The organism is Kribbella sp. NPDC058245 (assembly GCF_042882005.1).
GTDB lineage: Bacteria > Actinomycetota > Actinomycetes > Propionibacteriales > Kribbellaceae > Kribbella.
In genome coordinates this window covers 472,229-491,889 of sequence record NZ_JBHVWY010000003.1, presented here as the reverse complement: position 1 = coordinate 491,889, position 19,661 = coordinate 472,229, and the positions used below count along the sequence as shown (strand labels likewise).

The window sequence follows — 19,661 nt, the reverse complement described above, 5'->3', positions numbered from 1 at the left end:
TCGATGCGCGGGGGAATCATCTGGGGGAAGTCGTGAGTCAACCACCGAACGGTCCGGACCAGGGCCGGCCACAGGACACGCCAAGGTCCTTCCCGACCTACGCACGCCCGGATGACGCGCCCGAGGACGCCACTCAGCCCCTCCCCGCGTCGGAGCCGACCCAGCACATCCCCACCCAGCCGGTCCCCACCCAGCCGCTTCCCGCTCAGTCGGGATGGGTGGCGCCGGGGTCCACGCCTGGGCAGTCGCCATACGGCCAGCCGAGCGGCCAAACGCCGTACGGGCAGACTCCGGCGCAGCCGGCCTACGGCCAGCCGCCGGTCCAGCCGACCTACGGGCAGCAGCCCGCGCAGCCGCCGTACGGGCAGCAACCGGGGCAGCCGGTGTACGGGCCGGGCGGCGGACAGCCGCCGTACGGGCCGGGCGCGCCGCCTTATGGGCAGCCGGGGTATCCGGCCGCCTACGGGTACGGGTATCCGGGGCAGGGCGGTACCAAGACGAACTCGTTGGCGATCGCGTCGCTGGCCTGTGGCCTCGGTGGACTCGCGACCGGGTTCTCGGCGCCGTTCGGGGTCGGGCTCGGGATCGCGGCGCTGGTGCAGCTCAAGCGACGCCCGCACGAGGAGGGCAAGGGGCTGGCGATCACCGGGATCATCTCCGGTGCCCTGATCACCATCGGCTACGTGGTGCTGATCATCGCGTTCATCGCACTCGGCGTGTGGGCCGACAACAACAGCGACTACGGTTCGCCGTACCCGTCCGCGACTCCGACGTCCTCGTACTACGGGACGTACGTCGATGACCTGGCGGTCGGTGAGTGTTTCAACGGCGACGAGAGCGACGACGAGGTGGATCGGGTCGACTGCGCGGACGCGCACGACGGCGAGATCGTCTCCAACGTCACCCTTCCCGATGGTCCCTGGCCGGGTGATCGGGCGATCGACCGGACCGGCAAGGACCGCTGCGCCGCGGAGTTCGGCAAGTACGTCGGCAAGTCCGCCGACGCCTCCGAGCTGGGCTTCGGCTGGTGGACGCCGGACCAGGAGCTGTGGGAGGACGACGACCGCCTGGTCGTCTGCGCCGCCTACGCGCCCGACGACGAGCGGTTGATCGGCTCGGTGAAAGGCACCAAACGCTGATGGTCTGACGCCGCGGCAAGTACTCTGACGGCGTGGGCATGGTGATGGCGGTGTCGTTCGAGCGCTACGGGCGGCTGTATTACCTGGATCCCGGCCCGCATCGACCGCGGGTCGGGGACAAGGTGCTGGTCCCGACCGACGACGGGCCCGAGGTCGCGGAGTGCGTGTGGGCGCCGCAGTTCGTCACTGAGGAGATCGGCGGGCTGCCGCTGTGTGACGGCATCGCCGGTACGGCGGACCTGGATCGCGATGAGCAGAACCGGCAGCGCCGGGCCGACGCGCGGGTGATCGCCAAGAAACTGATCCGCCAGCACGACCTGCCGATGAAGGTGGTCGGGATCGATTTCGTCGATCGTCGCGCCGATGTCGACCAGTTGGTGATCGTGTACTTCTCCGCACCGCATCGCGTGGATTTCCGCGAGCTCGTACGGGATCTGGCCCGCGGGTTGCGGGCGCGGATCGAGCTCCGCCAGGTCGGTGCGCGGGACGAGGCCCGGCTGCAGGGCGGGATAGGGCCGTGCGGTCGGGACCTGTGCTGCGCGACGTTCCTGAAGGACTTCGAGCCGGTCAGCGTGCGGATGGCGAAGGACCAGGACCTGCCGCTGAACCCGCTGAAGATCTCCGGTGCCTGTGGGCGGCTGATGTGCTGCCTCAAGTACGAGCACCCGCTCTACCAGGAGTACAACGCCAAGGCCCCGGCCGTCGGGACCTCCGTGGAGACCCCCGCGGGTGATGGAGTGGTGGTAGGGCACAACGTGCCGAGCGACACCGTCGTGGTCCGGCTGGCGGCTTCCGGCCGGCGCTGTGCCTGCAGCCGCGCGGATGTGTGCTCACCGCGCCAGCAGTACGAAGCCTCCAGTACGACGACTCCGGACGCCGTACCGGTCGAGCTTCCGACACCCGCTGTCCGGGAACCGGAAGCTGAGCCAGAGCCGGTCGCGGAGACACCCGAGGAACGGCGAGCACGCAAGCCCAGACGCCGGCGCCGCCTGAACCACGAAGAGGGAGACCCCGAGCAGTGAAACCCCGCAAGACCAAGCGCGCTGTGTCGGCTCTGCTTCGGCGCTTGCGACGCCCAGGCACGCACCTCGCGGCGGGAGAGTGAAGGCCACGATGAACACCGCATCGAGGCCTCCCCTCTCCCTTGCGATGCACGCACCTGGACGCCGCAATCGCTCGAACCAGAACCGACACAGCGCGCTGGCGATCGTGGCCGCTCTCGCGGTACTGCTCAGTGGATGTGGCGTGGCAAGTCGGGCCCAGGATGCCGACGGCGGGCCCAGTGGGTCGAGCACCGGTGGCAGTACGCCGAAGGGGCCGGCTGGGCCGATTCCGGCGGGGCTGGAGCAGTTCTACAACCAGCAGCCGACCTGGGAGCGCTGTGGCAGCAACCAGCAGTGCGCGACGATCAAGGTGCCGCTGGACTACAGCAAGCCGGCCGGCAAGACGATCGAGCTGCGCGCCCGCAAGGTGCTGGCCCGCGACCGCGTCGGCCGGATCGGCACGCTGTTCATCAACCCGGGTGGACCGGGTGGGTCGGGTGTCGAGTTCGCCGCGTCGGCCGGGTTCGTGCTCGGGTCCTCGTTGCTGCGCAAGTTCGACGTGATCGGTTGGGACCCGCGCGGTGTCGGCCAGTCGACGCCGGTGAAGTGTCTGGACACCGAGCAGCTGGACAAGTTCATCGCGGCCGACGGCAGCCCGGACAACGAAGCCGAGATCACCGAGCTGAACGATGAGGCCAAGACCCTGGCCGACGGGTGTGAGCAGCGTTCCGGTGAGCTGCTGCCGCACGTCGGGACCAAGGACGCTGCCCGCGACATCGACGTACTGCGGGGCATCGTCGGCGACGCCCAGCTGAACTACCTGGGCATGTCGTACGGCACCTTCCTCGGTGCGACGTACGCCGAGCTGTTCCCGAAGAACGTCGGCCGCGTCGTGCTCGACGGCGCGGTGGACCCGGCGAAGTCGTCGGAGGAGAACAACATCGCGCAGGCGAAGGGCTTCGACACCGCGCTGGACGCGTTCGCCGAGGACTGTGCGCAGCGGCAGTGCCGGCTGGGCAGCAGCAAGGACGAGGTCCTGGCCAAGGTCGACAAGCTGATCAATGACAGCGACGCGACCCCGCTGCCGGGCGACGGGGACCGCAAGGTCACGCAGGCGATCGTCGTACTGGGCGTCATCTACCCGCTCTACTCGCAGGAGCTGTGGCCGCGGCTCGAGGACGCGGTGGTCGACGGTCTCGACGGCAAGGGCGCCCGCCTGCTGGCGCTCGCCGATCAGTACACCGAGCGCACGAGCTCCGGCTACGAGAACAACCAGAACGAGGTCATCTACGCGGTGAACTGCGTGGATCGCCCGGATATCACCTCGGTCGCGCAGGCCAAGAGCCAAGAGGCGAAGTACAAGGCGGCCTCACCGCGGTTCGGCTCGTTCCTGCTCTGGGGCTCGCTCGCCTGCGCGAACTGGCCGGTCAAGCCGGAGGACAAGCCGCACGCGATCAAGGCGGCCGGCGCGAAGCCGATCGTCGTGGTCGGTACGACGCGGGACCCGGCCACGCCGTACGACTGGGCAGTCGGGCTCGCGGGGGAGCTGGAGAGCGGCGTACTGATCACGCGGGACGGTGACGGCCACACCGGCTACAAGGCGGGCAACCCCTGCGTCGACGGCGCGGTGGAGACCTACCTGCTGCAGGGCCTGGCACCGACCGCCGACATCAAGTGTTAATTAGGTCGGCTGCTCGAATCCGGTAGCTGGAGCGACTTGGTGGCGCGCTCCAGGACGGCGCTCAGGGCGGCCTCGTCCTGCGGGCGGCCGCCGACGGTGATCTCGATGGCGGAGCTGTCGCCGTTGTCGGTGGAGATCCAGCGGGACAGGCCCATCCGCGGCCCGCGGACCCTGTCGACGTACGTATAGACGAGCGTGCCGTTGTCGCGGCTCAGCACCTTGAGATCCTGCTCCTTGATGCTGCGCTCACGGTCGCTCACCTGGCGCTCCGGGGACTTGCTGCTGCCCCGGGTGTCGAACCGGATCTGCCAGACGCCGGTCGGGTCCAGGAATCGCGGCCGCTCGCCGTCCTGGCCGGCCCTCCAGGTCGCGGGAACCTCGGCGGTGACCGGCGCGCGATCGGTGCCGAAGGTCTGCGCCGTGTACTGCAGGCTTTCGGCCTGCAGACCGTCGCCGCGGGGAGTCGAGGTCGATGGGGTTTGACTGGTCACGACATCGGTGGCGCGATGGTCGTCGTCACCGTTGCCGTTGATGGCCAGCACGGTGCCGAAGACTGCAACACCGACGGTCATCCCCGCCAGTGTCATCAGCAGCGCCTGGTGCCTGGGCGTGAGCATCCCGACCTCGCCTTCCGTATCTCCCGTCTGATTATCGACCACGAAGGGGGCGTCGCCGAAATTCGCGCGTACGCTGGCCCGTCGTGAGCACGCCTTTCGAACAGGCCCTGGAGCGGTACGACGCGGGCACGGCCGAGCGACCCGACCTGAAGCTGCTGACCAAGGAGTTGCTGAAACTCCTGGTCGCGAAGGCCCCCGGCCACGCGGTCGAGGTCCGCGTCCCGCCGTACGGCGCAGTCCAGTGCATCGAGGGACCGCGGCACACCCGGGGAACGCCGGGCGCGGTGGTCGAGATGCCCCCCGAACTGTGGATCGAGCTCGGTCTCGGGCGCACCACCTGGCCGGAGGCCCGTAGTACCGGGAAGCTCCGAGCGAGCGGTGAACGCACCGATCTCAGCGAATTGTTGCCCTTGGTAACCAATTGATGACTGATTGCTGCTGAATCTGGGCATTAAGGGGCCGCGACACCCCGCCCCGGGTGCCGCGGCTACTGGTATAGACGCGTTGAGCGCCGAGAAAGTTCACTATTCGAAGGAAATCGAATAGTGACCGGGATCACCGACCGGCGGTACCGGTGTGCCAGACGACCGTGCGGCCGTTCACGATCTGGACGTCGCCGTTGTTCTGCGCGACCAGGACGGAGCCCTTGCGGGTCGTCTTGCTGGACCACAGCGCCTTCTTGGCGGCGCTGTAGACGACCAGGTTGCCGTCACTCTGCATGGCGGCGAACGCGCCCTTGCTCTGCGTCTTGGTGCTCCACAGCGCGGTCTTGCCCTTGTAGAGGACCAGGTTGCCGTCGGACTGCATGTAGACCTTGTAGGTCCGGTTCACCGAGGTCAGGTACTCCGGGTACTTCAGCAGCCGGTTGAAACCGAGCGTGCCGACCACCATGTAGCGGCTCCAGTTCGGCTTGCCGCGGGTGTTGTAGATCACCAGGTTGTTGTCGTTCTGGACGGCCAGGATCGCGCCCGGGCTGGTGCCGGTGTTGCTCTGCCAGACGACCGTCTTGCCGGAGACGACCTCGAGGTTGCCGTTCTTCTGCATCACCAGCACCGACGCCTTGCGGTTGGTGACGGTCGACCACAGCGCGGTCTTGCCGCTGTAGAGCACCGCGTTGCCGTCGGTCTGCATGACGAACGTGTACTTGCCGTTCTTCGAACGGATGTAGTTGCCGGCCTTCAGCTTCTGACCCGGCTTGAGCAGGTCGGAGACCGCGGTGGCCTGGGTCGTCGCGGCAGCCGCGGTGACGGTGGTGGTCGTGGCCTGCGCGGCCACGGGCGCAAGCAGGGTGGCACCAGCGACCGCCCCCGCGACGAGGGTGGCGAACACCTTGGTGCGTACCGACTTGGTCGAGATCATCCGGTTGTCTCCATACGCTCGGTGAATATCCGGGAAGATTGACGCCCAGGGCAACCAATCGGTTCCACGGTAGGGAGAAAAGGGTTCTTCACCCGGCGGGATCTGCTGACAGGATGTAGCGGTGGCAGCAAGTTTCCGATCGCGGCTGGCCCGGCTGCGTGTCGACCTGACTCCGTGGCGTGGTTCCCGTGACTTCCGGATCCTGATGGTCTCCGGCTCGGTCTTCTTCCTGGGCAGCATGTTCGGATACGTCGCCCTGCCGTACCAGCTGTATTCGCTGACCCACTCGAACTTCGCGGTCGGCGCGATGGGCCTGGTCAACATCCTGCCGCTGGTCGTCTTCGGCCTGTACGGCGGTGCGCTGGCCGATCACGTCGACCGCCGAAAGATGCTCATCTTCACCGGCATCGCGCAGGTCGCGGTCTGCGCCGTACTGCTGAGCAACGCCCTGCTGTCGAACCCGCAGGTGTGGATCATCTACGTCTGTGGCGCACTGAACGCGATCGCGGCGTCGCTGCAACGGCCGAGCCGGGACGCGCTGTTCCCGCGCGTGGTGAAGCACTCGGAGCTGCCGGCCGCGGTGGCGCTGAACGCACTCACCATGCAGGCCGGTCAGCTCGTCGGTCCCGCGCTGGGTGGTGTGCTGGTCGGGACGGCCGGGATCAGCTGGGCGTTCGGGATCGAGTTGGCCGGGCTCGCGATCGCGACTCTCATGTACCTGGGACTCAAGCCGTACCGGGTCGGCGAGCACTCCCAACCACCGAGCCTGCGGGTCATCGGCGAAGGGATCGTGTACGCCGCGCGCCGCAAGGACCTGCTCGGGACGTACGTCGTCGACATGGTCGGGATGTTCATGGCGATGCCGATCGTGCTGTTCCCCGCGTTCGCGACCGACGTACTGAAGGAACCGAAACTGCTCGGTGTCCTTTACAGCGCGGAGGCGGTCGGGGCGATGATCGCGACGCTGACCAGCGGCTGGACCCGGCGGGTGCATCACCACGGCCGTGCCGTCGTGATGGCGGCCGCCTGCTGGGGTGCCGCGATCGGGATTGCGGGGCTCGCGCCGAACATGTGGTTCGCGGTCGTCTTCCTCGCGTTCGCCGGCGCCGCGGACATGGTCTCCGGCCTGTTCCGGTCGGTGATCTGGAACCAGACGATCCCGGATGAGATGCGCGGCCGGCTGGCCGGGATCGAGATGCTCTCCTACATGCTCGGCCCGCTCGGTGGGCAGGCCCGGTCCGGTCTGGTCGCCGACCTGACCAGCGTTCGGACCTCGATCGTCAGCGGCGGAATCCTGTGCGTGGCCGGGGTTGCCGCCACCGGCGCGGCCCTGCGCGACTTCTGGCGGTACGACGCTCGTACCGACGAGCACGCGATTCGCGAACGCGATCTCCGGACCGCGGCCGAGGCCGACGAAGCGTAGGCTTTGGCACACCATGCGTATCCGTCCGGTTGTGCCGCTCGTCGCGCTCGCAGTGCTCGTCAGCGGTTGTAGCGGCCCCGGACAGGAGACGGCTCCTAGCGTGCCGCCGCTGGTGTCGGTTCCGACGATGCCGACCGAGACTCCGTCGGCGACGCCGTCGAGCACTCCGTCATCGTCGAAGGTTGCTGAGACGCTCTGTGTGCGGATGAGTCAGACGCTCGTGCAGGCGACGCTCGGCGTACCGGTCGTGCACATCGAGCCCAGGACGCTGCCCGCCGACTTCGGCGTACCGGCCACGTACGACGTGTGCCAGCTGGGCCTGAGCACTGAAGCGAACGGCCCGGTCCTGCGCGTCGGGGTGTCGGTCCAGCCGGCGACGGCGGCAACGCTGGCGGCGGCGCAGAAGGCGAACAAGGGCGAACCGGCCAAGCCCGTGACGGTCGGCGCGGGCAGCTTTGGGAAGGCCCCCGGCTTCGGGACCAGCGCGTTTGTGGTGTTCCTGCTGGACGGTCGGCTGTACAAGGTCTCCGGGCCGAAGGCGACCCTGGCGAAGTACGTCGTGCTTGCGGAGGAGGTGGTTCGGCAGGTGCCTGGACTGCCTGCGCCGGAGGAGTCGATCACGCGGCCGGACTGTGATCGCGGTTCCTCTGCCGCGGCGAAGGTGCTCGGCGCGCCGGTGCTGAACCGCCGGGACGGGCAGACCGATCTCGGCGACCTGGTCTGCGGTTGGGTGGCCGCGAACGGCGCGCTCTCGACGTCAGTACGTCGTACGGCGAAGGCTGTCGCGTTGATGACGGCGATCCGGAAGACGCCGACCGCCCAGGCGCTCCCGCTGGGTGACGAGGGGTACGTCGACACCGCGACCGGGCGGACCACGATCCGGATCGGCGAGGACAAGCTGGTCGACTTCGTCCCGCTGCCGGCGCGGGCGATCAACCCGGACACCATGACCCAGTTCGCACTTGCGATGGTGTCGCAGTACCGGTGAGGTACTGTGGCGGCGCCGTGGTGTTCGGGAAGCCGGTGTGATGCCGGCGCGGCCCTCGCCACTGTGATCGGGAGTTCACCGGCCGTTCCCTGCTGAGGGGGAGGTCACTGGTCCTGCACTGGGAAGACCAGGTCGGTGGGCGGAATCCCGTCAGCCAGGAGACCGGCCACGGCATGTGATCCGTCCACGAGGTGCTGGAGGAGCGGTTCCGTGCTGCGTAAGTCTGTTGTCCCTGTCCTGCTGCTAGGCCTGCTCGCTGGTTGCGGCACGGCCACTGCGGTCAACCCGCCCGGCTCGACGATCACCGTGCAGAACTGCGGTCTCGACGTCACCGTGAGCGGTCCACCGAAGCGCGTGTTCGCGGCGTACCAACCGGCCATCGAGATGGCGCATGCGCTGGGGATCTCCGATCGCCTGGTCGGTACGGCGTACCTGGACGCGGAGGTGCTCCCGGAGTACGCGACCGCTCAGGCCAAGGCGAAGTACTACAAGAACCTGCCCAGCCGCGAGGAGTTGCTCGCGGCGAACCCGGACTTCGTGCTGTCCGGGTTCAACGACGTGTTCAGCGCCGGTGGTGGCAGTGATCAGAGCTTCGGCAGTCGCAAGAGCCTGGCCGAACTCGGGATCCAGACCTGGATCTTCAGCCCGCTCTGCCCGACCGCCGACGGCCTGGGCGACGAGGCGATCGATCCGTCGAGCGTCTCGATGGACAACGTGTACGCCGATCTGCGCGGCCTCGGGAAGCTGTTCGGGGTCGAGGATCGCGCCGAGGCGGTGATCGCCGACCAGTCCGACCGGATCGCTGCAGTTGAGGCCAAGGTGAAGAACGCGCCGAAGCCGACCGTCGCGATCCTGCGGCCCGGGCTGGAAGGCGGCGGGCTGACCGTCTCCGGCGGTCCGGACTTCGGGACTGTGCTGATCAAGCAGGCCGGTGGCGTGAACGCGTTCGCGGATCTGACGTCGAAGCGGAACGTGAAGATCGGCGTCGAGGAGCTGATCAAGCGCAATCCGGACTACATCCTGATCAGTGGGTGTTGCGATGCCTCGCTCACTCCGGCGTCGACCAAGCCGGATGTGGACAAGATGCTCGCGAACCCGGCCTTCCAGAACCTCAAGGCGGTCCGCGACAAACACGTCGTACCGTGGCTGTTCGCGAACCACTCGGCCGGGGTTCGGGGTGCATACACGACCGAGGACATCGCCAAGACGATTCATCCTGACCTCTTCCGATGAGGTGGCGTGCGGCCGGACTGCTGTTGTGCGTCGCCGTCCTCGCGGGTTCGGTGTTGTTGTCGTTGAGTATCGGGAACCAGCATTTCGGTGCGCATGACGTCTATCTGGCGCTGGCGAACTTCAGCGGGAGCGACAACGATCGCGTGATCCGGTATCTGCGGGTGCCGCGGACTGCCGCTGGGTTGTTAGCCGGGGCGGCGCTTGGGCTGGCGGGTGCGTTGATGCAGGGCGTGACGCGCAATCCATTGGCGGACCCGGGGATTCTCGGGGTGAACGCCGGGGCGGCGCTGGCTGTGGTCGGGGCTATCGGCCTGCTGGGTGTGCACAGCCTGACGGGTTACGTGTGGTTCGCGATGGGTGGTGCGTTGGTGGCGACGGTGGTCGTCTACCTGGTCGGTGCGATCGGGCGAGGTGGGGCGACGCCGGTGAAGCTTGCGTTAGCCGGAGCGGCGATCAGCGCGCTGCTCGGGTCGGTGACGTCGGCGATCACCCTGATGGATCTGTCGACGTTGAATTCGTTCAGGTTCTGGGTGGTCGGGTCGTTGACGCTGGCAACTGGTTCGGTGGTCGGGCAGGCCGTTCCGTTCATTGTCATGGGCAGCGTTGTGGCGTTGGTGTTGGGGCGGTCGCTCAATCAGCTGGCGCTGGGTGATGACCTGGCGCGGTCGCTGGGTACGCGGGTGATGTTGGTGCGCGTGTTGTCTGGGTTAGCGGTTGTCGTGCTGGCCGGTACGGCGACTGCGATCGCTGGGCCGATCGGGTTCCTCGGGCTTGCCGTACCGCATGTTGCGCGGACGTTGGTTGGTGCGGACTATCGGTGGATCCTGCCGTGGTCGATGGTGCTGGCGCCCGCCGTACTGCTGCTCGCCGATGTGATTGGGCGGTTGGTGGTTCGGCCAGATGAGCTGCAGGTTGGGATCATCACCGCGCTGATCGGTGCGCCGTTGTTCATCGCGCTGGTCCGGCGACGTCGTACGGCGGCGTTGTGAGAACGCTCCGGGTCGGGCCGTTCTCGACGCGTGTTGAGGTTTCCAGCGTGGTCTGGTCGGTTGTTGCTTGGGTGCTGACGCTTGCGGTGGGGGCGTTGTCGCTGACGGTGGGCGATTACCGGATTCCGTTGTCCTTGGTGCTTGAGACGTTGAGCGGTCATGGCACGTTGATCCTCAACGACATCGTCGTGAACGGGCGGCTGCCGCGAGTCCTGGTCGGGATCGGCGTCGGTACGGCGTTCGCCGTGTCGGGGGCGATCTTCCAACGGCTGGCGCGTAATCCGCTGGTGAGTCCGGACCTGATCGGGGTCAACGCCGGGGCCGCGCTGGCCGCCGTACTGATGATCACTGTGCTCGGCAGTGGGTGGATACCGGCGGGTGCGCTGCTGGGGTCGTTGCTGTCGGCAATTGTTGTGTATCTGCTGGCTTATCGGGATGGGATCTCCGGGTATCGGTTGGTGCTGGTCGGGATCGGGGTGACCGCGATCATCGGGTCGATGACCGCGTACCTGTTGACGCTGGCTGATATCTACACCGCGAAGAGTGCATCGCAATGGTTGGCCGGGAGTCTCGCCGGTCGCGGCTGGGTGCACGTCGTACTGATCGGTGCTGCATTGGTGGTTCTGTTGCCAGCTGCTTTGGTTGGGGCGCGGCAGTTGCGGTTGTTGGAGCTCGGGGATGATCTGGCGCGGACGCTTGCCGGTCGGGTTGAGCTCTCGCGCGGGTTGCTGATCTTCGTGGGGGTTGCCCTTGCTGCGTTGGCGACTGCGGCCGCGGGGCCAATTGCGTTTGTGGCGTTGGTTGCTCCGCAGCTCGCTCGGCGGTTGGTGGCTGAACGCGTCGCCGGTCTGCTCGCCGCCGGCGCTCTTGGTGCGTTGCTGGTAGTGGTTTCCGACCTGATCGCCCGGGAGATCTTCGCGCCGACCCAGTTGCCGGTCGGCGTCGTGACCGCGTTCCTCGGAGCGCCGTACCTGCTCATCCTGATGGCTCGCGCCAACCGCATCGGCCGAGGAGGCTGACATGACCGAACTCCGTGCTGATGAACTAACCCTCGCGTACGACGGCCGCGCCGTGGTGCATTCGTTGTCGGTCGTGATTCCGCGCCAGCAGATCACGGTCATCGTCGGCGCCAACGCCAGCGGGAAGTCCACCCTGCTGCGCGGTCTCGCCCGACTGCTCGCTCCCCGTGGTGGGGCGGTGTATTTGGATGACGTCGACCTGGCCAAGGTCAGCGCCGGTCGCCTGGCAACCCAACTCGGCATGCTCCCGCAACAACCAGTCGCCCCCGACGGCATCACCGTCGCCGACCTGGTCGGTCGCGGCCGGCATCCGCACCAGCGCTGGTTTCGCCAGTGGTCATCCGAGGACGAACGCGTGGTCAAATCCGCGCTGGCCGCAACCGGCGTCGCCGACCTCGCGGATCGGTCATTGGACGAACTCTCCGGCGGTCAACGTCAACGCGTCTGGATCGCGCTGGCCCTCGCCCAAGACGCCGACACCATGCTCCTCGACGAACCCACGACCTTCCTGGACCTGGCTCATCAGTTGGAGATCCTTGACCTGGTCCAAGACCTCAACCGAGAGCACGGCAAAACCGTCGTACTGGTCCTCCACGACCTCAACCTCGCCGCCCGCTACGCCGACCACCTAATCGCCTTGAAGGACGGCCGAGTAGCCGCCACCGGTACCCCTGCCGAGGTCATCACTCCCGCCGTGGTCGCCAACGTCTTCAACCTCACCGCCCAAGTAATCCCCGACCCCCTCACCAACACCCCCTTAGTAATCCCCGTCCCCCGACCCCCTCACCAAGACCCCCTTAGTAATCCCCGTCCCCCGCCACCCCACCCCAGCCCCCGCCATCTGATGGGTTAACCCATGAGGTGGTGGGTTTTGGACTCGCATGCGGGTGCAGAACCCACAACCTGATGGGTGAACCCACCAACTTGTCCTCCCCTCCGCCACCAGCTGTCCTGCCCTCCGCCATCTGATGAACGAGCCGAGCTCCCCTCGTCCCACCCCCTCGCAATTTCAACGGATACCCGTTCAAGTCGCTGGTTCTCCCCTCAAAATTTGAGCAGAGAAGGGGCCATCTGCGGGGAGAAGGGTGCATTTCAGGGGATATCCGTTCAAATGCGGTTAGGGGTCGTGGGGGCCGGGTGCCTCTGGCCGGTACGGCGGGAGTGGTTGCTCGCCGATCCGTCTGCGGCCGAGCCGGTACGGCGGGGGTGGTTGCTCGCCGATCCGTCTGCGGCCGGGGACGTGTGCCTTGGGTTGCTCGCCGCTGCGGCCGATTTACAGTGGCGGGTGGCTGGGGCCCGGCGCGGGGCTGAGGGGGATGGTTCGGTCGGCGACCACAGTGGCCGTTGCTTGGGCTTCCGGGTTGTGGCTGGGGTCCAAGATCGGCGCCGAGGAGACGGTCCTGGTCGCCATTTGGACACAACGTTCCACCCAGCGAACGCGACGACCGGCAGCGGGCATGTTCCGCGTTATCGGTGAACTTTTCGGGTCCATGCGCCGAAAAAGTCACGGATAACGGGCAGGTGGACCCCCAGCGCGGGGTTGGTCGCGCTAAGTGGTGAGTTTTGGGGACTCGGTGACGAAAATCCACCAATTAGTGGGCCGGGCGGGTCGGAGTGCGGGTTGAGTCGCGCTAATTGGTGAGTTTTAGGGACCCGGTGACGAAAATCCACCAATTAGCGAGGGGTCGCGAGGGTTAGCCGGCGGGAGCACCTCAGGCAACCTCGGGCCCGGCCATCTGATGGGTTAACCCATCAGGTGGTGGGTTTTGGACTCGCATGCGGGTGCAGAACCCACAAGCTGGTGGGTGAACCCATCAGATGCGGAGGGGGCGAGGGCCTGGGTGGGAGCGTTCGCCACGGTGGGTCACTTTGGAGGACTCGTTGTTACTGGCCGCAACCGAAGCCCGGAAGCTCAGGCAACGGGAAGGCGGTCGCCGACGGATCCATCCCCCTCGGCCACGCGCCGGGCGCCAGCCACCCGTCACTGTAAATCGGCCGCAGCGGCGAGTAACCACAAACCCACGCCCCCGGCCGCAGTCGGATCGGCGAGCAACCATCCCGCCGTACCGGTCCGGCCGCATGAGGACAAGCCGGGCCGTAGACCTGAGGACCAGCAGTAGCTTGAGGGGGACATGTCGACGGTAGGAGGCAAGGGTGGCAGCTGTTTTTCGGGCTTCGCGGGGGACGTTTGACCCGAGTCGGTACGCCGAGGTCGACGCGCTGAACGCGAAGACTTCGCAGTACTTGATCCCGGCTATCAAGCAACTGCCGGGCCTCATCCACTTCTACGCCGGGGTATCGCCGGACGGCGCGATCCTGCAGGTGAGCGTGTGGGACTCCGAGGAGCACTCGGCACAGCTCGGGCAGCTGAACGAGATGGCGGTTATTGCGAGGGGGGAGATGGAGGCGATCGGTGTGACGTTCACGAAGATCACCACCTACCCGCTCGGCTGGACGATCTAGACGAGAGTCGCGAGGGTGCGAATGGCTTCGGTTAGTTCCGTGGGGGTGCGGGCGGCGTAGCCGAGGACCAGGCCGGGGGCGTGGGGGAGTTGGCAGTGCCAGGAGAGCGGGTGGGTTTTGATGCCGTGCTCCAGGGCGGCGGTCGCCAGGGCTACGTCGTCGATGTCCGGTGGGAACGTGATCGTGAGGTGCAGACCGGCGGCGGCGCCGTGGACTGTTGCGGTGGGCAAGTAGTTGGTGATGGCGGTGGCCATGGCGTCGCGGCGGGTGCGGTGACGGCGGTGGACGTAGCGGAGTTGGCGTTCTAGTTCGCCAGACTCCATCAGGTGCGCGAGCGTGAGCTGTGGGAGCGAGGCGTTGCCCAGATCCGCGCGCCGCTTCAGGCTGATCAGTTCATCCCGGTACTGCGCCGGCGGCACGATCCACCCGATCCGCAGCGCCGGTGCGAGCAGCTTCGAGACGCTGCCTGTGTAGATCACCTGCTCAGCCTGCATCGAGCGCAGCGCAGGGACCGGTGGCCGGTCATAGCGGTGCTCGGCGTCGTAGTCGTCCTCAAAGATCAGCCCGCCGTCAGCCGCCCACTGCAGGAGCTCACGCCGCCGCTCACCCTCCAGTACGACGCCTGTCGGGAACTGGTGTGCCGGAGTCACCATCACCACCCGCGCACCGGACTCCCGCAGTACGTCGACCTGCAGTCCACCGCTGTCGACCGGGATCGGCGGGGTCCGGAGTTCCCATTCGTTCAGATGCTGCCGTGATCCCAGCGAACTCGGATCCTCGACGGCCACCTCATGGATGCCGCGGGCCTGGAGAAGCTGGGCGAGCATCCCGAGGGCCTGGGAGACTCCGGCAACGATGATCACCTCCTCCGGGTGTGCGGCGATTCCGCGGTAGCGCGCCAGCCAGGTCGATACGGCTCGCCGCAAGGTCGGCGTACCGGATGGGTCGCCGTAGCCGAAGGCGGCGGGCTCGAGGTCGTTGAGGACGGCGCGTTCGGAGCGCAGCCAGGCGGCGCGGGGAAAGGACGCCAGGTCCGGTACGCCGGGGGTCAGGTCGATCCGGGCAGGCGCGGCCCGGAGCGCGACGAAGATGTCGAGATCGGGTGCCCTCATCTGCGGCGGTACGACGTGAGCCCGGGCGCGGGGCGCTGGGGCGACGACTGGTGCCGCGACCACGATCGTGCCGGCGCGACCGCGGCCGCTGACCTGGCCGTCTTCGGTCAGTCGCTGGTACGCCTCGGTGACGACTCCGCGGGAGACCTGGAGTTCGGCGGCCAGCAACCGGCTGGCGGGGAGGCGGCTGCCGATCGGGAGCCGACCGTCGGAGATCGCGCTCCGGAGCTGGTCGGTCAGCCAGTCGGCCAGGCCGCCAGCCGGTGCTTCCGCGGCGTTCAGCTGGAGGAAGTCAGCTCCAATGGTCCTGCCGAAATCGCCATCATTGGACCTGTCCATCGGTCCATTGTGACGGCACCTTGGAGGTATGAGAACCGATTACGTGCACGGCTACACCGCGGCCGAGACTCGCCGGCTGACGGATCAGGCGCAGACCCTGGCCGAGCTCCTGCACGGCGGCCTCGAGTACCCGCCGGGAGCGCGGGTGCTCGAAGCCGGCTGCGGAGTCGGCGCCCAAACAGTCCAGCTGCTCACCAGGCACCCCGGCATCGAGCTGGTCGCGATCGACATCTCCGAGGAATCTCTGGCCCAGGCGAAGGCGCGGGTCGAAGCCGAGACGAGGGGCGGAGTGGAGTGGCGGTGTGCTGATCTGCGGGAGCTCGAAGGTGAGCAGTTCGATCATGTCTTCGTCTGCTTCGTCCTTGAACATCTCGCCGATCCAGTCGCCGCGTTGACCAGCCTGCGACGACTGCTGCGACCCGGCGGGACGATCACTGTCATCGAGGGCGACCACCAGTCCGCGTTCTTCCACCCGAGGAGTGCGGCTGCCCAGGCCGTGATCGAGTGTCTCGGCGACCTGCAGGCCGAAGCCGGCGGCGACTCGCTCATCGGCCGTCGCGTCCAACCGCTCCTCCAAGCGGCCGGGTACGACGACATCCGCACCGAGCCCAGGACCGTGTACGCCGACGAGACCCTGCCGCACCTGGTCGACGGGTTCACCCGGAAGACGTTCATCGCGATGGTCGAGTCGGTGCGTGAGAAAGCTCTCGCCACCGGCCTCCTCACACCAACGCAGTGGGCCGAAGGAATCCGTGACCTGGAACGGACGGCCGAGCCCGGCGGAACTTTCCACTACACGTTCTTCCGAGCGGTAGGCCGGACATGATCGGCTTCCTCGCGATCGTCGTACTGACTGTCTGGGGCCTGCAGCGCAACCGGCGTCGACAGCTCCGTACCGTCTCGGGCAACGGTAAGCCAGATCGCGATCTGGAAAGACTTGTCGCCGATCTGAGATCCAGTTCATGAACTGCTGGTAAACAAGAGGCATGCCGACCGAGCAGCTGGAGATCGAGACCAAGTACGACGTCGACGAGTCGACCCATCTGCCGGCCCTGCACGAGTTACCCGGGGTGGCGAGTGTCGCGCAGCCGGTCGAGCTGGGCCTGGAGGCCGTCTACTACGACACCCCCGAGCTCGATCTGGCGGCGAACAAGGTGACGCTGCGGCGCCGTACCGGCGGCGAGGACGACGGCTGGCACGTGAAGTTCCCGAAGTCGTCCGGTGCGCGGCTGGAGGTGCAGCACCCCCTCGGCCGGTCGGTGCGCAGCGTGCCGATCGCCGTGGTGCGCACGGTTCGGGTGCATGTCCGTGACAACACGCTGGTGCCGGTCGTCACGCTGCAGACGCGCCGAGTCGTGCACCGCCTGCTCGATGCGAACGGCGACGTACTGGCTGAGCTGGCCGACGACCACGTCACGGCGACGACCGGGGACGGGGAGCCGGGCAGCTGGCGCGAGTGGGAGGTTGAGCTCGTCGGCGGTGACCGCGATCTGCTCGAGGCAGCGGACGGCGTACTGCGATCTGCTGGTGCGAAGCCGGCCGCCGGGCCGAGCAAGCTGGCTCGCGCGCTCGGCGACAGGGTCCCCGCCGGAGACGGCTGGGAGCTGCCCGCCAAGCCGCGGACGGCCGACGTGTTCCGGGCGTACGCCGCCGCGCAGGTGCAGGCGATTCGTCAGCGCGATCCTGAGGTACGGCGTGATGTCCCGGAGGCGATTCACAAGTTCCGCGTCGCCACTCGGCGACTGCGGTCAGCGCTGGCGACGTACCGGCCGGTCATCGACCGTGAGGTCGGGGACGAGATCCGGGCCGAGCTGAAGTGGCTTGCCGGTGAGCTCGGGGTCGCCCGGGACGCCGAGGTGCAGCGCGAACACTTCGCCGCCGAGGTGGCCGAACAGCCGGCCGAGCTGGTGATGGGTCGGGTCGCCGGGCGCATCGACGACCACCTGCGCGGGGTCTACAAGGAGGGCCGCGCCGGGGCGCTTGCTGCGCTGGAGAGCGAGCGCTACTTCCGCTTGCTGGACACGCTCGAGGAGCTGGTCGCCGACCCGCCACTGACGGGTGTGAACCGGAAGGCCGCCAAGCAGCTGCCCGAGCTGCTCGACCACGACTGGCGCCGGATGCGCAAGGCCGTTCGTCGCGCTCAGGCCGCCGAGTCGACCGAGGAGCAGGATCACGAGCTCCACGAGGTGCGCAAGGGCGCGAAACGACTCCGGTACGCCGGAGAGGCCGCCGTACCGGTGTTGGGTGACGAGGCCGAGACGCTGGCCGCGCGGGCGGAAGAGGTGCAGGAGGTGCTCGGCGACTTCCAGGACTCGGTCGTGTCGCGTGAGCTGCTCCGGGAGCTCGCCGTACAGACGCATCTCGACGGTGGGAACGCGTTCACCTTCGGTCGCCTGCATGCGCTCGCCGAAGCCCGCGGAAAGGCTTCTGCCGCTGCGTTCTTCGAGCTCTGGCCGTCGCTGAAGTTCTAGGAAGACCGGGGCGGTGGGGCGGGGAAGGTATCTGCACAGCAGAAGGTCCCGGCTCAGGGGGAGCACCGGGACCTTCTGGAGGCGGAACTTTGGGGCTGCCAGGCAGGTCCGCCGACGTTCGCAGGACCTACCTGACAGGTTCAGGGGTTAGTGCTCGACCGCCTTCTCGGCGCCCGCACCGGTGAGGGAGCGGACCTCCATCTCGGCGAACTTGTCGACGTCGACCGGCTCCTTGCTGGTGATCGTGCCGAGGAAGCCGAGCAGGAACGCCAGCGGGATCGAGACGATGCCGGGGTTGTCCAGCGGGAACCAGTGGAAGTCGATACCGGCGTCGGTGATCATCGACAGGCTCGCGCCGGTCTTCTTGTCCACCTTGCCGGAGACGACCGGGCTGAACGCGATCAGGATGATCGCGGTACCCAGACCGCCGTAGATACTCCACAGTGCGCCGCGGGTGTTGAACCGGCGCCAGAACAGCGAGTAGAGGATCGTCGGCAGGTTCGCGCTGGCCGCGACCGCGAACGCCAGGGCCACCAGGAAGGCCACGTTCTGGCCGTTGGCGAAGATGCCGCCGATGATCGCGACCGCACCGATCACGAGTGCGGTGATCCGGGCGACCTTGACCTCGCCGTCGCCGCTGATCGCGCCCTTCTTGATCACCTGGCCGTAGATGTCGTGGGCGAACGACGTACTCGCGGTGATGGTCAGACCGGCCACGACCGCCAGGATGGTGGCGAAGGCGACCGCCGAGATGATGCCGAGCAGCAGCTCACCACCGAGCTCGAAGGCCAGCAGTGGTGCGGCCGAGTTGGCCTTGCCGGGGGCGGCCTTGATCCGGTCCGGACCGACGATCGCGGCGGCGCCGTACCCGAGCACGAGGGTGAACAGGTAGAAGATGCCGATGATCCAGATCGCCCAGGTGACACTGCGCCGGGCCTCCTTGGAGTTCGGCACCGTGTAGAAGCGCATCAGCACGTGCGGCAGACCCGCCGTACCGAGCACCAGGGCGAGCGCCAGGGAGATGAAGTCCAGCTTGCTGATCCCCGTCACGCCGTACTGAAGACCCGGGCCCAGCAGCTTCTCGCCGGCTGCCGGGCTCTTGTCCACGGCCGCACCGAGCAAGCTGGACAGATTGAAGGTGTACTTCGCGAGCACCCAGATCGTCATCAGACCGGCGCCGATGACCAGCAGGGCGGCCTTGATGATCTGCACCCAGGTGGTGCCCTTCATGCCACCGACCAGGACGTAGGTGATCATGATGATGCCGACGACCGCGATCACGATGTTCTGACCGGTCTTGCCGTCGACGCCGAGCAGCAGCGCGACCAGGCCGCCGGCACCGGCCATCTGGGCCAGCAGGTAGAAGAAGCAGACGACCAGCGTCGAGATGGCCGCGGCCATCCGGACCGGGCGTTGCTTGAGGCGGAACGACAGCACGTCGGCCATCGTGAAGCGGCCGGTGTTGCGGAGCAACTCGGCGACGAGCAGCAGCGCGACCAGCCAGGCCACCAGGAAGCCGATCGAGTACAGGAAGCCGTCGTACCCGTTCAGCGCGATCGCACCGGCGATGCCGAGGAACGACGCGGCGGACAGGTAGTCACCGGCGATCGCGATGCCGTTCTGCGGGCCGGTGAACGAGCGGCCGCCGGTGTAGAAGTCGGCCGCGGTCTTGTTGTTGCGCGACGCGCGGAGCACGATCGCCAGCGTGGCCACCACGAAGGCCGCGAAGATCAGGATGTTGACCGTCGGGTTGCCGATATCGGTTGCCATCGGCAACAGCAGGGG

At 67.5% G+C, this 19,661-nt stretch carries 18 protein-coding genes and 1 riboswitch; of the genes, 14 read left to right on the top strand and 4 right to left on the bottom strand.

Annotated elements, in window-relative coordinates:
- Nucleotides 1–32 precede the first annotated feature (32 nt).
- From ACFVWG_RS08830 to ACFVWG_RS08820, 3 genes are all read left to right on the top strand, one after another.
- The gene (locus ACFVWG_RS08830) at nucleotides 33–1,139 is read left to right on the top strand and encodes a DUF4190 domain-containing protein (RefSeq protein WP_391542587.1); all 1,107 of its coding nucleotides are present in this window, start codon (nucleotides 33–35) and stop codon (nucleotides 1,137–1,139) included.
- Between the two features lie 38 nt (nucleotides 1,140–1,177).
- The gene (locus ACFVWG_RS08825; protein WP_391542689.1) at nucleotides 1,178–2,161 is read left to right on the top strand and encodes a stage 0 sporulation family protein; all 984 of its coding nucleotides are present in this window, start codon (nucleotides 1,178–1,180) and stop codon (nucleotides 2,159–2,161) included.
- Nucleotides 2,162–2,384: 223 nt separating this feature from the next.
- Nucleotides 2,385–3,863, top strand: coding sequence for an alpha/beta hydrolase (locus ACFVWG_RS08820; protein WP_391542586.1), 1,479 nt, complete (start codon nucleotides 2,385–2,387; stop codon nucleotides 3,861–3,863).
- Here the strand turns inward: ACFVWG_RS08820 and ACFVWG_RS08815 are convergent.
- A complete protein-coding gene (locus ACFVWG_RS08815; RefSeq protein ID WP_391542585.1) occupies nucleotides 3,860–4,480 on the bottom strand; it encodes a hypothetical protein in 621 nt (206 codons plus the stop codon). The two genes, ACFVWG_RS08820 and ACFVWG_RS08815, sit on opposite strands and share 4 nt — an antisense overlap.
- A gap of 83 nt (nucleotides 4,481–4,563) precedes the next feature.
- Between ACFVWG_RS08815 and ACFVWG_RS08810 the strand changes: the two genes are divergently transcribed.
- Entirely contained in the window at nucleotides 4,564–4,905 is a 342-nt protein-coding gene (locus ACFVWG_RS08810) for a sterol carrier family protein (protein WP_391542584.1), read from the top strand.
- 130 nt (nucleotides 4,906–5,035) lie between these two features.
- Here ACFVWG_RS08810 and ACFVWG_RS08805 read toward each other — a convergent pair whose 3' ends face one another.
- Nucleotides 5,036–5,839 (bottom strand): hypothetical protein, encoded by an 804-nt coding sequence (locus ACFVWG_RS08805; RefSeq protein ID WP_391542583.1) that lies wholly within the window; start codon nucleotides 5,837–5,839, stop codon nucleotides 5,036–5,038.
- Nucleotides 5,840–5,960: 121 nt separating this feature from the next.
- Here ACFVWG_RS08805 and ACFVWG_RS08800 point away from each other — a divergent pair, with 121 nt between their 5' ends.
- The 7 genes from ACFVWG_RS08800 to ACFVWG_RS08770 all read left to right on the top strand — a co-directional run bounded on the left by ACFVWG_RS08800 (nucleotide 5,961) and on the right by ACFVWG_RS08770 (nucleotide 13,954).
- Nucleotides 5,961–7,262: an MFS transporter gene (locus ACFVWG_RS08800; RefSeq protein ID WP_391542582.1), complete on the top strand. Its 1,302-nt coding sequence runs from the start codon at nucleotides 5,961–5,963 to the stop codon at nucleotides 7,260–7,262.
- 13 nt (nucleotides 7,263–7,275) lie between these two features.
- On the top strand, nucleotides 7,276–8,250 hold the full coding sequence (locus ACFVWG_RS08795) for a hypothetical protein (RefSeq protein ID WP_391542581.1): 975 nt from the start codon (nucleotides 7,276–7,278) through the stop codon (nucleotides 8,248–8,250).
- A riboswitch (cobalamin riboswitch) is annotated at nucleotides 8,241–8,436 on the top strand. (Overlaps the previous gene by 10 nt.)
- Before the next feature lie 24 nt (nucleotides 8,437–8,460).
- Nucleotides 8,461–9,483 (top strand): ABC transporter substrate-binding protein, encoded by a 1,023-nt coding sequence (locus ACFVWG_RS08790; RefSeq protein ID WP_391542580.1) that lies wholly within the window; start codon nucleotides 8,461–8,463, stop codon nucleotides 9,481–9,483.
- On the top strand, nucleotides 9,480–10,472 hold the full coding sequence (locus ACFVWG_RS08785) for a FecCD family ABC transporter permease (RefSeq protein WP_391542579.1): 993 nt from the start codon (nucleotides 9,480–9,482) through the stop codon (nucleotides 10,470–10,472). Before ACFVWG_RS08790 ends, ACFVWG_RS08785 begins: the two co-directional genes overlap by 4 nt.
- Nucleotides 10,469–11,491 carry a FecCD family ABC transporter permease gene (locus ACFVWG_RS08780; RefSeq protein ID WP_391542578.1) on the top strand — a complete coding sequence of 341 codons (1,023 nt, stop codon included), beginning with the start codon at nucleotides 10,469–10,471 and terminating at the stop codon, nucleotides 11,489–11,491. Before ACFVWG_RS08785 ends, ACFVWG_RS08780 begins: the two co-directional genes overlap by 4 nt.
- Before the next feature lies 1 nt (nucleotide 11,492).
- Entirely contained in the window at nucleotides 11,493–12,344 is an 852-nt protein-coding gene (locus ACFVWG_RS08775; RefSeq protein ID WP_391542577.1) for an ABC transporter ATP-binding protein, read from the top strand.
- Nucleotides 12,345–13,645: 1,301 nt separating this feature from the next.
- Entirely contained in the window at nucleotides 13,646–13,954 is a 309-nt protein-coding gene (locus ACFVWG_RS08770; protein ID WP_391542576.1) for a hypothetical protein, read from the top strand.
- Here ACFVWG_RS08770 and ACFVWG_RS08765 read toward each other — a convergent pair.
- Entirely contained in the window at nucleotides 13,951–15,405 is a 1,455-nt protein-coding gene (locus ACFVWG_RS08765) for a PLP-dependent aminotransferase family protein (protein WP_391542575.1), read from the bottom strand. The two genes, ACFVWG_RS08770 and ACFVWG_RS08765, sit on opposite strands and share 4 nt — an antisense overlap.
- Nucleotides 15,406–15,433: 28 nt before the next feature.
- On the opposite strand from ACFVWG_RS08765, the gene ACFVWG_RS08760 reads away from it, so the two are divergent.
- From ACFVWG_RS08760 to ACFVWG_RS08750, 3 genes are read left to right on the top strand one after another with little or no spacing between them, the layout of a single operon-like run.
- On the top strand, nucleotides 15,434–16,231 hold the full coding sequence (locus ACFVWG_RS08760) for a methyltransferase (protein ID WP_391542574.1): 798 nt from the start codon (nucleotides 15,434–15,436) through the stop codon (nucleotides 16,229–16,231).
- Nucleotides 16,228–16,371 carry a hypothetical protein gene (locus ACFVWG_RS08755; protein WP_391542573.1) on the top strand — a complete coding sequence of 48 codons (144 nt, stop codon included), beginning with the start codon at nucleotides 16,228–16,230 and terminating at the stop codon, nucleotides 16,369–16,371. Before ACFVWG_RS08760 ends, ACFVWG_RS08755 begins: the two co-directional genes overlap by 4 nt.
- Before the next feature lie 20 nt (nucleotides 16,372–16,391).
- The gene (locus tag ACFVWG_RS08750; RefSeq protein ID WP_391542572.1) at nucleotides 16,392–17,876 is read left to right on the top strand and encodes a CHAD domain-containing protein; all 1,485 of its coding nucleotides are present in this window, start codon (nucleotides 16,392–16,394) and stop codon (nucleotides 17,874–17,876) included.
- A 147-nt stretch (nucleotides 17,877–18,023) separates the two neighbouring features.
- Here ACFVWG_RS08750 and ACFVWG_RS08745 read toward each other — a convergent pair whose 3' ends face one another.
- Nucleotides 18,024–19,646: a cation acetate symporter gene (locus ACFVWG_RS08745; RefSeq protein WP_391542688.1), complete on the bottom strand. Its 1,623-nt coding sequence runs from the start codon at nucleotides 19,644–19,646 to the stop codon at nucleotides 18,024–18,026.
- Between the last annotated feature and the right edge of the window lie 15 nt (nucleotides 19,647–19,661).

Excerpts from the sequence above, each read along its gene's own strand:
- ACFVWG_RS08825 (WP_391542689.1), top strand. The coding sequence starts at position 1,178 with ATGGTGATGGCGGTGTCGTTCGAGCGCTACGGGCGGCTGTATTACCTG.
- ACFVWG_RS08815 (WP_391542585.1), bottom strand. The coding sequence starts at position 4,480 with ATGCTCACGCCCAGGCACCAGGCGCTGCTGATGACACTGGCGGGGATG.
- ACFVWG_RS08805 (WP_391542583.1), bottom strand. The coding sequence starts at position 5,839 with ATGATCTCGACCAAGTCGGTACGCACCAAGGTGTTCGCCACCCTCGTC.
- ACFVWG_RS08795 (WP_391542581.1), top strand. The coding sequence starts at position 7,276 with ATGCGTATCCGTCCGGTTGTGCCGCTCGTCGCGCTCGCAGTGCTCGTC.
- ACFVWG_RS08785 (WP_391542579.1), top strand. The coding sequence starts at position 9,480 with ATGAGGTGGCGTGCGGCCGGACTGCTGTTGTGCGTCGCCGTCCTCGCG.
- ACFVWG_RS08775 (WP_391542577.1), top strand. The coding sequence starts at position 11,493 with ATGACCGAACTCCGTGCTGATGAACTAACCCTCGCGTACGACGGCCGC.
- ACFVWG_RS08765 (WP_391542575.1), bottom strand. The coding sequence starts at position 15,405 with ATGGACAGGTCCAATGATGGCGATTTCGGCAGGACCATTGGAGCTGAC.
- ACFVWG_RS08760 (WP_391542574.1), top strand. The coding sequence starts at position 15,434 with ATGAGAACCGATTACGTGCACGGCTACACCGCGGCCGAGACTCGCCGG.
- ACFVWG_RS08755 (WP_391542573.1), top strand. The coding sequence starts at position 16,228 with ATGATCGGCTTCCTCGCGATCGTCGTACTGACTGTCTGGGGCCTGCAG.
- ACFVWG_RS08750 (WP_391542572.1), top strand. The coding sequence starts at position 16,392 with ATGCCGACCGAGCAGCTGGAGATCGAGACCAAGTACGACGTCGACGAG.
- ACFVWG_RS08745 (WP_391542688.1), bottom strand. The coding sequence starts at position 19,646 with ATGGCAACCGATATCGGCAACCCGACGGTCAACATCCTGATCTTCGCG.